We start from the raw sequence: 11,574 nt of genomic DNA, 5'->3' as shown, positions 1-11,574 counted from the left end.
TGGCGGAAAGAGGTATAGCTACCGGAATGCTGATAGAGGATAGGCGCGGCTGATACGTTGGGATAGCTGCTGTCGTGGCTGGTGGAGCCGCGCCCGTCAGTCTGGACGTGCTGGAGCATCCCTGGAAAGCCAGGACGGTGCCCAAAACGAAAAGTATAAAAACCAGTTGGAGGTTGGTGAGTCGGAACACGCGCTAGAGCCGTTAATTTTGTCGCAATGTAAGCATTTGCAGACAGTTATGAGTAGGCAAAGCATGTGCCGCTTACGCACTAACAGGCTGCAGGAGCTGTCGGAGCAGGGCACGAATGCCTTCCTCCGAAGCAACAATACCGCACTCCTGAATTGTTCCTTTCCGGTAGGTGGCAAAGAAGGGGGTACCGGTCAGCTTCACTTCCTGGCTGGAGACTGGGTTCTCGCTGGCACTCATCCGGACAAACATAATATCCTGGTACTCAGGCTCGGTGGATAGTCTTTGGAACGAGGGAGACAGCTGGTTGCATACGGGGCAAGCGGCATCTGTGAATTTTACGATCACTCTTTCTTTATCAAATATCAGCTGCCGCAGCTGCTGGTCTGTTATTTCAGTTATTCTCATGGTGCATCGTTTTGGGGCAACCGGCCATTTGAAGGTATGGCGCTGGGTTTTAAGCTAAAGGTATAGACGATGGGCCGGTAATATAGGTTAGCTGCAGTAAAGCAAAAACAGCCGCTGCCTGTGGGTGGCAACAGCTGTTATCCCAACCACGTGTCTATACCTGTAAAAGGAGGCCATAAAAAAACGGGTGGTGCAGCTGCACCACCCGTTCATGAGTCTGTTTAAGATAAGCTATACCTACGCCAGCGTCTGCTCTTCCTTCATCTTCTTCAGGTTGAGGAGCATATCTTCGGTCATGGCGTCCAGATCGTAGGCTGGCTTCCAACCCCAGTCTTGCTGGGCGGCGCTGTCGTCGATGCTTTGTGGCCAGGAGTCGGCGATCTGCTGGCGGGAGTCCGGCTTATAGGTGATCTTGAAATCCGGTATGTGCTTTTGAATAGAAGCAGCAATCTCTTGCGGAGAGAAACTCATGGCACCCAGGTTGTAGGAACTGCGTACCTTCACCTGCTCTGCCGGCGCATGCATCAGGTCCAGCGTGGACTTCAGGGCATCCGGCATGTACATCATGGGCAGGTAGGTATCCTGGCTCAGGAAGCACTCAAACGTTTCGCCTTCCAGCGCCTTGTGGTAGATATCCACCGCATAGTCTGTGGTGCCGCCGCCTGGCAATGCTTTGTACCCGATCAGGCCGGGGTAACGCAGGCTGCGCACATCCAGGCCATACTTCTCAAAGTAGTATTCGCACCAGCGCTCACCTGCCTGCTTGCTGATTCCATACACGGTATTTGGGTCCATGATGGTATGCTGCGGCGTGTTCTGACGTGGCGTGTTCGGGCCAAAGACGGCAATGGAACTGGGCCAGTATACCTTCTCCACTTTATGTTCCAGGGCCAGGTCCAGTACGTTGAACAGGCCCTCCATATTCAGGCGCCAGGCAAACTTCGGGTTCTTCTCGCCGGTGGCAGATAAGACCGCCGCCAGGTGATAGATCTGCTTGAATTTATATTTGGCGGCAAGATCGGTCAATACCTTCGGGTCCAGTACATCCACCTTCTCGAAAGGCCCCGAATCGCGTAGATCGGCTTGTTTTGGCGCCGATATGTCGGCTGCCACTACATTCGATCCGCCATACATGTTGCGTAGCTCCAAGGTGAGTTCAGAGCCAAGTTGTCCGCAAGCGCCTATCACCAATACCGTGTCACTTGTGTTTGCCATAATCAGAAATATTTAGTGGCGCAAAGTAACCGAAATCCGTGCAATAGTGAAAATCTAAGCACGAGAATTACCATGCTTTCAGGTATACGCAGACAGGTTTTCTATACCTCTGAAAAGAGAAAACGCCTGCCAGACAGCAAGCGTTTTCATCAAAACTAACCTAATCTTACTCTATTTTTTCACCTTGGCCCAAAGGTAGGCCGGCAGATCCGGCGCTGAAACAGGCAGGACCAGAATTAATGATTATATAATGCAATAGTAAAATAGAAATAATGCGGGCCTGTTTCAGGAGTGCGATTTTCTTATATTTGTAGAGCCTGAGCGTATGGATTGCGTACAGCATGGAGCAATGGGCCGGGTTTTAACCTGTATTTTATACCGGATGTCTGTACCTTTGCAGGTATAGCCAAATGGCTGGGCAGATGAAGTATGACGTTTGAAGAGTATCTGGTAAAGAAGCGTATAGACAAAGCTGCCTTTGAGGCAGAGGACACGGCCCGCTACATGGCCTGGGAGGAGATGTATGCCCAGATGCACCCAAACAGTTTCTATGTAGCCGTTAAGATGGTGCTCAACCCGATCCGGCTGCGCTACCACCTGCGGGAAGAGGATGTGCCCAGACCCGCTATACCTGCCACTCTAAGGCCAGCCGCCCGGCGCGCCGCTCCTGTGGCCAAAGCCGAAGACACGATTTCAACAGAAGCTACTGCTTCGCCTGTTCCACAGGAAACAGCTGAGGAAAAGCCCGTTGCACCTGCTGCTGTATCTAAACCAAGACCCGTCGTACGCAGGCCGGCAGCCTTACAGCATCCGCCGGCAGAAGGAGAGGGAGCAACAGCTCAGGAGCAGCCCGCCGGCGAAAGCGCGCCACCGGCAGTTCCGCGTGCAAGGCCCGTCATCAAAAGACCCGTTATAGCGAAGCCTGAGGCGGAAGCACCGGCTGCATCCGATGTACCTGCGCCCCTGGAGGCAGAGGCTGCAGCACCAGCAGAGGAGGCCAAACCAGCACGCCCAAGGCCTGTCATCAAGCGGCCCGCTGCGCTGCAGAAACCGTCTGAGGGTATAGCAGCGGAGAAATTACCAGCAGAAAAAGCAGAGGAGAATCTTCCGGCAGAAGTGCCGCCCGCTGAAGTGGCTGCGGACACTCCGAAGCCACCACGCCCGAGGCCTGTTATGAAGCGTCCGGCTGCCTTGCAGCCACCACCGCAGGAGCCTGCTTCCTCAACAGAGGCGGAACAACCGGAGACGCCGGCTGGCGAAGTACCGATACCGCCTCGTCCAAGACCCGTGATCAGGCGGCCTGCAGCGCTGGCCAAACCAGCTGAGCCCAACGCAAACCCCACGGAGGAGCAGCAAGCGCCTGCTGTCGCGCAGGAACCAGAGGCCAATTTGGAACCGGGGCAGGCAGCAAAACCAACACGACCGCGACCGATCATCAGGAGGCCCACACCTCCTGCCGACCCTGAAGGTGCGCAGCAGGAAGAGCCGAAGGCCACAGAACCTGCGCAGACGGATGCCCCGGAAGTGGCGCCGCAGGAGCAACCAAAGCCACCGCGCCCGCGCCCCATCATGCGCCGTCCGCCGCCAAAGGCAGAAGGAGAAGAATAAACACAACAGCAGGAGCTATACCTGTGTGCTAATGATAAAACGAATAAGGACCAACGAAAATACAGCATGTACGAGACGTTAAAACCAGACTTAGAACAGCAGCTTGCCGAGATCAAGGAAGCCGGTTTGTTTAAACAGGAACGCATCATCACCACGCCGCAGGGCGCCGACATCGATACCACGCAGCAGGCACATGTGCTCAACTTCTGCGCCAACAACTACCTGGGCCTGTCTGCTCATCCGAAGGTGATCGAGGCGGCCAAGCACGCCATTGATACGCATGGCTATGGCATGAGCTCGGTGCGTTTCATCTGCGGCACACAGGATATCCACAAAGAGCTGGAGCGCAAACTATCCGAGTTCCTGGGTACCGAAGACACCATCCTGTACGCGGCTGCGTTTGACGCAAACGGCGGGGTGTTCGAGCCTTTGTACGATGCCGAGTCGGCTATTATCTCCGATGCCCTTAACCATGCCTCCATCATCGATGGTATTCGCCTGTGCAAGGCGCAGCGCTTCCGCTATGAGCACAACAACCTGGAGGACCTGGAGGCGAAACTGCAGGAAGCCGTTGCTGCGGGCACCAAGCACCGTGTCATCGTAACGGACGGTGCCTTCTCGATGGACGGCACAGTGGCGCAACTGGACAAAATTGCGGAGCTGGCCGATAAGTACAATGCTGTGCTGCTGGTCGACGACTCGCATTCCACCGGCTTTATGGGCAAGACAGGCCGCGGCACACACGAGTACCACAATGTGATGGGCAAGGTAGACATCATCACCGGTACGCTGGGCAAGGCACTGGGTGGCGCGATGGGTGGTTTCACCTCGGGCCGCAAAGAGATCATTGATATGCTGCGCCAGCGCTCGCGTCCCTACCTGTTCTCCAACTCTCTGGCGCCGTCTATAGTAGGCGCTTCCATTGCGGTGCTGGATCTGCTGAGCTCTACGACCGAGTTGCGCGACAAGCTGGAGTGGAACACCAAATATTTCCGGGAGCAGATCACCGCGGCGGGCTTCGACATCAAGCCGGGCGATCACCCGATTGTGCCCGTTATGCTCTACGACGCACCGCTGGCGCAGGAGTTTGCTGCCCGCATGCTCGACAAAGGCATCTACGTGATCGGCTTCTACTACCCGGTAGTTCCCAAAGGCCAGGCCCGCATCCGGGTGCAGCTCTCTGCCGTGCACGACAGAGTACACCTGGACAAATGTATTGCTGCTTTTACTGAGGTAGGCAAAGAGTTGGGTGTGATCAAGTAGTAGCTATACCTATACCTGACATCGAAAAGCCACTCCTGCCGAAGGAGTGGCTTTTATTTTTTATATCTTGTCCGGAGTTTTAACATTTATCTCCATACCATGGATATTGCTGCTGTACAATCAGCTATCATCATACTGGTCAGCCTCTACTACATCGGGGTGGTGCTGTCCATTGCGCACCTCATTTTTAAAACAGATTATAACCTGACGGAGCGCCTGCTTTGGATGATGGTGTTATGGGTAGTGCCGCTGCTGGGGTTGCCGGCGTACTGGCTGTTCTGGAAAAGGAGGAGTTCGAAGGTATAGCCACCTGATCGAATGATAGGAAGGTATAGAGCATTAAAAAAGCCTTCGCATAACGAAGGCTCTTTTGTAATTCTAAGTATAGTATAAAAATTTTTTACTCCTCCGTAGAGGCGTCTTTTCCTGTTTCGTCAAGGGTGATCGTGCCGCTCTGGCCTTCTTTGTTGGTTAAGTTGATCTCATAAAGAACTTTCCCGTTTTGGGCAGTGGCATCCGGCTTTACCTTGTAGATATCACCGATCGTCCAGTCTTTATAAGTTTCGTGGTCCAGCACTGCTTTTACAGGTGCAGGAAGTTTATCCTTTGTAACTTTTTCTTTGTTTTCTGCCTGCTGTGGCGTCTGCCCGGCAGCCTGAGATTGTTCAGCAGCCTGAGTTGCAGTTTGAGCATTCGCGTCGATTGAAGTAAAGCCAAGAAGTGCAATGGCTGCTGCTATAAAAGTTACCTTTTTCATGATCAAAATTGGGTTAATTAAAAATTGATTTCGAAAGTCCAGTATAGCATAACCGTGCCAGAAAGCTGAAATGGGCGTAAGGTGCTGTTAATCAAAATGTTATGAACCTGCGACTGAAAGGCGCAATGTGTAGAACCCGGCTGAGACGTGTAGACGATATTCCCCACTTTGTAGAAGATGGCCTCACTCCAGGGAGGGAGCGCCAGTGCCCGGAGTGCGAGAGGGGAGAAGAGTGGAGGCAATAGATTGCCCTTGCAGCAGGTTGCTATACCTGTAGAGTGCTATACCTGTATGCTGTTCAACTTCACATTAAAGTAAGCTCTTTCCAAAACAAGACGAGGCAGCCTGTACAGGGCTGCCTCGTCTTGTTAAATGGTTTCTTATCGAAGATGCTCTTTTAAGCTGCACTGACCGATTTTTCGGAAGCGGCAGGTGATATGGCAGGTTTTTGGTCGGTGTCGAACAGGAACTGGTTCAGTTTGACGCGAAGGTCAGCCGAAGAGAGGTTTCGAAATACTTCTGCATTGCGTACCAACGCAATCTGGCCTGTCTCTTCCGAAACTACCAGCACTACGCTGTCCGTCACTTCAGACAAGCCAATGGCGGCGCGGTGGCGGAGTCCCATGGAAGCGGGGATATCATTGTTTTCAGTAACCGGCAGGATACAGCGGGCCGCCTTGATGCGGTTACCCGATATAATCACAGCCCCGTCGTGTAGCGGGCTAGTCTTGTTAAAGATCGACATGAGCAGGCGCTTGGAGATCACAGCGTCGATCAGGTCGCCTGACTCTGCATAATATTTCAATTCGGAACTCTTTGCAAACACGATCAGGGCACCCGTATTCTTGCCGGCCAGCGATTTGGCTGCTTCAATAAAAGGAGTCAGGCTCAATTTATCTACCTGTTCGCGGCGCCACGGAAATCCCCAGAACCGGTCGTGGTTAAGCGAGGTGGTTTTACCGATAAGCAAGAGGAAACGCCTGATCTCGGGCTGAAACACGATAATGGCTGCCAGCACACCCACGCCCATGAATTGGCCGAGTATGATGCTGAGCAGTTCCATGCCGGCTGCCCTTACCACCAGGTATAGCAGATAGACAGAGAGCAGGCCCAGGAAAATCTTCAAGGCCACACTGCCTGTCAGGAGCTTGTACAATTGGTACAGCAGCACCGTAACGAGCAGGATGTCGATGATATCGAGCAGCTCAATTTCTAAAAACCCTAGTGTGAATAAAAATGTCAATGCGTTGTTTTCGTGTATAGTTGGATAGTCTGTTTAGTTTCTTTTACGTCGTGTACCCTCAAAATGTCGGCACCCTTTCCCAACGCAATTGTGTTGAGCGCTATTGTGCCAGCCAGTGCCTCCGACTGGTCAATTCCCAGCAATTTATAGGTCATGGATTTGCGTGATACTCCCACTAGTAACGGCAACTCCATGATACGAAGTTCCTCCAGGCGGGACATCAGCACAAAGTTCTGTTCCATGGTCTTAGCAAATCCGAAGCCAGGATCCAGGATGATGTCGTTTACGCCGAGTTTTTTCAGTTTATCTACCTGCAGCTGCAGTTCATCGATCACCTCCAGCACCACATCCTCGTAAGCGGCCAGCGAGTTCATATTCTGCGGAGTGCCCCGCATGTGCATCAGAATGTAGGGCACCTGCAGGCGGGCTACTGTGTCAAACATGGCTTCGTCCAAGGTGCCTCCCCCTATGTCGTTGATGATGGAAGCTCCTGCCGCGATGGTTGCTTCCGCCACTCTGGCCCGGAAGGTATCGACCGAAATAATGGCATCCGGAAAGGCCTGGATGATAGCTTCAATGGCCGGTATAAGGCGTTCCAGTTCTTCAGTTTCTGATATATCCACTGCACCGGGGCGTGAAGAGTAACCGCCTATATCGAGTATGTCGGCGCCGTCACGCAACATGGCCTCTGCTCTTTGAACTACCTCCTCCACAGAGCTCAGGCGGCTGCCCGGATAGAAGGAGTCAGGCGTGACATTGAGGATCCCCATCACCAGCGGGATGTCCAGCGAAAGGATTTTTCCGCGGCAGTTAAGTGTGCTTTTCTTTTGAAAAAACTTATCTTTCGATTCCAATGTTGGCGTATCTGTCAATTGTTTAAAATTAAAGCTAAAAAGTTGATTAGTCAAACACTCCAGGAATATAATCAGGTAGTAAATCGTTGCAAAGATACCTTCGTCAAAAAGACCATCGACTATGGCACGGCATGGCGTATACTGCGGCTTCCTTCGATCACCGATCAGATCTTTATCAAGGCCCAGCGCATACGCTCGATCCAGGAGAAGGGGGTGCAGCTGGTAGAGGACGACATCCGGGATGAGTTTGTAGGTATCATCAACTACAGTGTGATTGCACTCATGCAGCTGAGCCTGCAGGGCAGCACCGAGCTGACGCTGTCGGCAGAAGAAGTGGAGCGCATGTATAGCGGGCACATCGAGGAAAACATACAGCTGCTCACTGCCAAAAACCACGACTACGGCGAGGCCTGGCGCGACATGCGCGTGAGCTCTATCACCGACATCATCCTGATGAAGCTATACCGCACCAAGCAGATCGAAGACAACCAGGGCCAGACGCTGATCTCGGAAGGCGTGGAAGCCAACTACCGCGACATGATCAACTATGCCGTGTTTGCGCTGATCTTGCTGGGATTCGCAGAAACAGTAAAGTAAAGGTAAAAGTTGGAAAGTTAGAAAAGGAATGATAAGCCAGCGTTCGCTTTTACCTTCCAAACTTTCAAACTTCTTAACTCCCAAACTCTTAAACTCTCAAACTCACATGAAATACATAAGTAAGTTTTTTTGGCTCTTTGTTGGGGTGCTCTTCATCTTTTCGGGCCTCATCAAGATCAACGACCCGGTCGGTACAGCCATCAAGCTGGAGGAGTACTTTGAGGTGTTTTCGGAAGACATCTCGCCGTTGTTTCTGTCTCTGAAGCCGGCCGCCTTGTTCCTGTCCATTTTCCTGAGTGCGGCGGAGATCGTACTGGGGGTAGCCTTGCTCATTCGCTGGAAGCTGAAAGAGGTGCTGGTAGCCTTGCTGGTGATGATCGTTTTCTTCACCTTCCTCACTTTTTATTCGGCTTACTTCAACAAAGTAACGGACTGCGGCTGCTTTGGCGATGCCATCAAGCTCACGCCCTGGGAGTCATTCACCAAAGACATTGTACTGCTGGTGATGATCGTGGTACTGCTGTTCACGCGCCGGTACCTGCAGCCCTTCGTACGGCCGGCTGTGGGCGCCACCGTGACAGCACTTACAGCGATCCTATCGATCGGTATCGGCTGGTATGCTTACGAGCACCTGCCTTACATCGACTTCCGTGCCTACAAAGTGGGCAATAATATCCCAACGCTCATGAAGCCGAAAGCTCCGCTTCGCTACAAGTACATCATGGTGAAAGACGGGCAGGAGCAGGAGTTTGAGGAATACCCGATGGGCGATGAATTCAAGTTCAAAGAGATGGTGGCCATCAACCCGGAGGACGGGCCAAAGATCACCGACTTTAATGTATGGAACGACCAGGGCGATTTTACGCAGGAGATACTGTCCGGAACAAAGTTGTTGGTGGTGGTGCACAATGTGAGCAAAGCCAACCGCGATCACTTCGACAAGATCAACCAACTGGTGCAGGATGCCGAGCAGCAAGGTATAGCACCGGTCGTGATCACCTCTGCCGGAAAGCAGGAATTTGAGGAGTTCCGTCACGAAGTAGGGCTGGCGGCTCCTTACTTCTTTGGCGATGGTACCGTGCTCAAAACCATGATCCGCTCCAATCCGGGTATCATGCTGCTGCAGGAAGGCACTGTAAAAGGAATGTGGCACCACAACGACACACCAGGTATAGCCGAGGTAAAAGCAGCACTTTAGTTGGCAGGGCTAAGCCAGTCGTTGCCGGCGTACAGCCTGTCTGTTGAGAAGGTATAAGTTATAAACATCTTTGATGAAACAGCTCATTTTTCTGGTCGGTATGATGGGGTCCGGAAAGACTACCCTGGGGCGCCAGTTGGCTGAGCGGCTGGGCTATACCTTCGTGGACCTGGATGAGTACCTGGAACAGCGGGAAGGCAGCACGATCGCCCAGGTGTTTGAGCAGCAGGGACAGGAGCGATTCCGGGAGTTGGAGCGGCAGGCGCTGGAGGCCGTGGTACAGGAGTATGAGCAGGCGGTCGTGGCAACAGGGGGTGGCACTCCCTGCTTTTTCGACAACATGCGGCTGATCAACCAGCATGGTACCAGCGTTTTCCTGGATGTGCCGGCAGAGGAGATTTGCAGAAGACTGTATGCTTCGGATCTGAGCCTACGCCCGCTACTTGTGGATAAATCGTTGCCCGATCTTAATAAATTTATAGCCAGAACATTAGGTGAAAGGAGAGCGTTTTACGAGCGCGCCCAACACAGGTGGGACGTCAAAAATTACAACATAGACCGGTTAATCACGTTACTTAAACCATAACGAACATACCTCGTTATGGCTTACATATGGCAGCGGGTTAAACATACTCTCTTTTGAATATTTGACTAATTTTGCAGCTGACAGACGTTAATAGCAAAATCCAACTATGAAACCTAATCACAAAGGACGTGCTCAGATATTCCAGAATCCTGTTCTGGAAAGGTTGACGAGAACGCACATTGCCTTCCCCATTTCCATTTTTATCTTTATTGCAATCGGGCTCATCTACTACGGCATCACTTATAGCTTCATCAATGTACTGGAAGCTGTCGGATTCTTTTTGCTGGGATGGCTTATTTTCTCCTTGCTGGAGTACCTGGCGCACCGCTTCGTGTTCCACATGGATACGGATACACCCATAAAGGAACGCATACAGTACACCTTTCATGGCAACCACCATGACTACCCGAAAGACAAGGACCGGCTGGCGATGCCGCCTATTGTGAGCCTGTTCATTGCTTCCTTCCTGTTCTTTGTGTTCAAGCTGATCTTCGGGCAGTTTGTATTCGGCGTAGTGGCGGGGCTGTTGTTCGGATACGCGATGTATTTATTCGTGCATTATGCTGTGCATGCATATGCACCTCCCAAAAATTTCCTGAAGCAGTTGTGGATACACCACAGTATTCATCACTACAAAGATCCGAATGTGGCCTACGGGGTTTCTTCGCCGCTCTGGGATTATATCCTGGGCACGATGCCCAAACGCGCCAATACAAAATAGTCTAGCCGATACAATAGCAAAGGGAGCCTGAAAGGCTCCCTTTTTTGTTTGGTAGCATTGCACGATGCGCTATAAACTGGCCAGAAAACAGGAAGGAGCCTTTGCGGAGGCTCCTTCCTGTTTTCTATTATCGTCTTAGTTTCCGGAAGATCCAGCCAATGATCAGCACAATCAGCACAATGATGACAACTGCTGTCCACATGCCGGCTTCAAATATGTCTCCAATTACTTCGCAGCTGCTTAGCGTAACAGCCATCACGACGAATAGCACCGATAAATATAATCTTAAACTGTTCATAGTCTTGGTTTTTAGTTGCAGCAGATACAGGCAATATGCCTTTTCCTGTAAGTCAGGTATGGCTATCCGCTTATATGAATATATCGCCATGTATAGAAGAATACTGGCTTTTAGCGGAAAAGGTTAAGCCGGGGACTTAGGGGAAGGTAGAAAACAAAAAAGCCACTCCGATGAGTGGCTTTTGCTCTCCCTCCTGGGCTTGAACCAGGGACCCCCTGATCAGCCATCATAGCTAGGGATGCTGTGTATGGAGGTATGTCCAATCTGTGCCCTGCAGCAGTTTGGCGTCAGGTAGCCCGGTGCTGAGTGCCCCCTTCTCCGGTAGTAAAAGCCTCAGTGTTCAAACGAAGCTAGCTTGCCTCTTGCTTTGCAGTAAATTTCCAATGGTATACCTTTCTGTTTTCGTCGAAAGCGAGCTGTTTCTGGTTCATCAAACAAAATCGGTCTGCTGCTATTAGGAATATGCCATATATATTATATATATTAAATTTTGTTGTAATATTCAGGTTACAAGCCCAATCACCTATGAGATTTTTATCATTGATCGATGGATACAGATAATCACCAGCTTGAACTAAACTCCAAAGATGAGCATGAGTTATGGGAGGAAATTAAGCAGGGGAGTCATACAGCCCTAAA

At 51.5% G+C, this 11,574-nt stretch carries 13 protein-coding genes; 7 read left to right on the top strand and 6 right to left on the bottom strand.

All coding sequences use genetic code 11. The features are described 5' to 3' along the window. Positions 1 to 262 precede the first annotated feature (262 nt). Positions 263 to 595: a thioredoxin family protein gene (locus OB13_RS04795; protein WP_461489007.1), complete on the bottom strand. Its 333-nt coding sequence runs from the start codon at positions 593 to 595 to the stop codon at positions 263 to 265. A gap of 237 nt (positions 596 to 832) precedes the next feature. Continuing rightward, the gene (locus tag OB13_RS04790) at positions 833 to 1,810 is read right to left on the bottom strand and encodes an NAD-dependent epimerase/dehydratase family protein (protein WP_461489006.1); all 978 of its coding nucleotides are present in this window, start codon (positions 1,808 to 1,810) and stop codon (positions 833 to 835) included. A gap of 429 nt (positions 1,811 to 2,239) precedes the next feature. On the opposite strand from OB13_RS04790, the gene OB13_RS04785 reads away from it, so the two are divergent. The 3 genes from OB13_RS04785 to OB13_RS04775 all read left to right on the top strand — a co-directional run bounded on the left by OB13_RS04785 (position 2,240) and on the right by OB13_RS04775 (position 4,987). Next, positions 2,240 to 3,418, top strand: a complete 1,179-nt coding sequence (locus tag OB13_RS04785) for a hypothetical protein (protein WP_461489005.1) — start codon at positions 2,240 to 2,242, stop codon at positions 3,416 to 3,418. A 66-nt stretch (positions 3,419 to 3,484) separates the two neighbouring features. Further along, positions 3,485 to 4,681 (top strand): glycine C-acetyltransferase, encoded by a 1,197-nt coding sequence (gene kbl / locus OB13_RS04780; protein WP_461489004.1) that lies wholly within the window; start codon positions 3,485 to 3,487, stop codon positions 4,679 to 4,681. Between the two features lie 99 nt (positions 4,682 to 4,780). After that, positions 4,781 to 4,987 carry a PLDc N-terminal domain-containing protein gene (locus OB13_RS04775; protein ID WP_461489003.1) on the top strand — a complete coding sequence of 69 codons (207 nt, stop codon included), beginning with the start codon at positions 4,781 to 4,783 and terminating at the stop codon, positions 4,985 to 4,987. Positions 4,988 to 5,081: 94 nt separating this feature from the next. Here the strand turns inward: OB13_RS04775 and OB13_RS04770 are convergent, their stop codons facing one another. The 3 genes from OB13_RS04770 to folP all read right to left on the bottom strand — a co-directional run bounded on the left by OB13_RS04770 (position 5,082) and on the right by folP (position 7,535). Next, positions 5,082 to 5,438 (bottom strand): hypothetical protein, encoded by a 357-nt coding sequence (locus OB13_RS04770; RefSeq protein WP_461489002.1) that lies wholly within the window; start codon positions 5,436 to 5,438, stop codon positions 5,082 to 5,084. 397 nt (positions 5,439 to 5,835) lie between these two features. Continuing rightward, the gene (gene cdaA, locus OB13_RS04765; protein WP_461489001.1) at positions 5,836 to 6,681 is read right to left on the bottom strand and encodes a diadenylate cyclase CdaA; all 846 of its coding nucleotides are present in this window, start codon (positions 6,679 to 6,681) and stop codon (positions 5,836 to 5,838) included. Next, positions 6,678 to 7,535, bottom strand: a complete 858-nt coding sequence (folP, locus tag OB13_RS04760) for a dihydropteroate synthase (protein WP_461489008.1) — start codon at positions 7,533 to 7,535, stop codon at positions 6,678 to 6,680. Before folP ends, cdaA begins: the two co-directional genes overlap by 4 nt. A gap of 42 nt (positions 7,536 to 7,577) precedes the next feature. Here folP and OB13_RS04755 point away from each other — a divergent pair, with 42 nt between their 5' ends. From OB13_RS04755 to OB13_RS04740, 4 genes are all read left to right on the top strand, one after another. Continuing rightward, on the top strand, positions 7,578 to 8,132 hold the full coding sequence (locus OB13_RS04755; protein ID WP_461489000.1) for a DUF1599 domain-containing protein: 555 nt from the start codon (positions 7,578 to 7,580) through the stop codon (positions 8,130 to 8,132). 106 nt (positions 8,133 to 8,238) lie between these two features. Then, the gene (locus tag OB13_RS04750) at positions 8,239 to 9,330 is read left to right on the top strand and encodes a BT_3928 family protein (protein ID WP_461488999.1); all 1,092 of its coding nucleotides are present in this window, start codon (positions 8,239 to 8,241) and stop codon (positions 9,328 to 9,330) included. A gap of 73 nt (positions 9,331 to 9,403) precedes the next feature. Beyond that, a complete protein-coding gene (locus OB13_RS04745; protein ID WP_461488998.1) occupies positions 9,404 to 9,916 on the top strand; it encodes a shikimate kinase in 513 nt (170 codons plus the stop codon). Between the two features lie 106 nt (positions 9,917 to 10,022). Further along, entirely contained in the window at positions 10,023 to 10,637 is a 615-nt protein-coding gene (locus tag OB13_RS04740) for a sterol desaturase family protein (protein ID WP_461488997.1), read from the top strand. A gap of 127 nt (positions 10,638 to 10,764) precedes the next feature. On the opposite strand, the gene OB13_RS04735 is transcribed toward OB13_RS04740, so the two are convergent. Next, positions 10,765 to 10,935, bottom strand: coding sequence for a hypothetical protein (locus tag OB13_RS04735; RefSeq protein WP_461488996.1), 171 nt, complete (start codon positions 10,933 to 10,935; stop codon positions 10,765 to 10,767). Positions 10,936 to 11,574 lie beyond the last annotated feature (639 nt).

The sequence above is a fragment of the Pontibacter sp. HJ8 genome (genome assembly GCF_054824225.1).
The sequence above is the reverse complement of the archived record's forward strand: the minus strand, read 5'-3'. Positions and strand labels throughout refer to the sequence as shown.

Coding starts and splice junctions, on each gene's coding strand:
- OB13_RS04785 (WP_461489005.1), top strand. CDS start 2,240: ATGACGTTTGAAGAGTATCTGGTAAAGAAGCGTATAGACAAAGCTGCC.
- OB13_RS04750 (WP_461488999.1), top strand. CDS start 8,239: ATGAAATACATAAGTAAGTTTTTTTGGCTCTTTGTTGGGGTGCTCTTC.
- kbl (WP_461489004.1), top strand. CDS start 3,485: ATGTACGAGACGTTAAAACCAGACTTAGAACAGCAGCTTGCCGAGATC.
- OB13_RS04775 (WP_461489003.1), top strand. CDS start 4,781: ATGGATATTGCTGCTGTACAATCAGCTATCATCATACTGGTCAGCCTC.
- OB13_RS04740 (WP_461488997.1), top strand. CDS start 10,023: ATGAAACCTAATCACAAAGGACGTGCTCAGATATTCCAGAATCCTGTT.
- OB13_RS04770 (WP_461489002.1), bottom strand. CDS start 5,438: ATGAAAAAGGTAACTTTTATAGCAGCAGCCATTGCACTTCTTGGCTTT.
- OB13_RS04735 (WP_461488996.1), bottom strand. CDS start 10,935: ATGAACAGTTTAAGATTATATTTATCGGTGCTATTCGTCGTGATGGCT.
- OB13_RS04795 (WP_461489007.1), bottom strand. CDS start 595: ATGAGAATAACTGAAATAACAGACCAGCAGCTGCGGCAGCTGATATTT.
- OB13_RS04790 (WP_461489006.1), bottom strand. CDS start 1,810: ATGGCAAACACAAGTGACACGGTATTGGTGATAGGCGCTTGCGGACAA.
- OB13_RS04745 (WP_461488998.1), top strand. CDS start 9,404: ATGAAACAGCTCATTTTTCTGGTCGGTATGATGGGGTCCGGAAAGACT.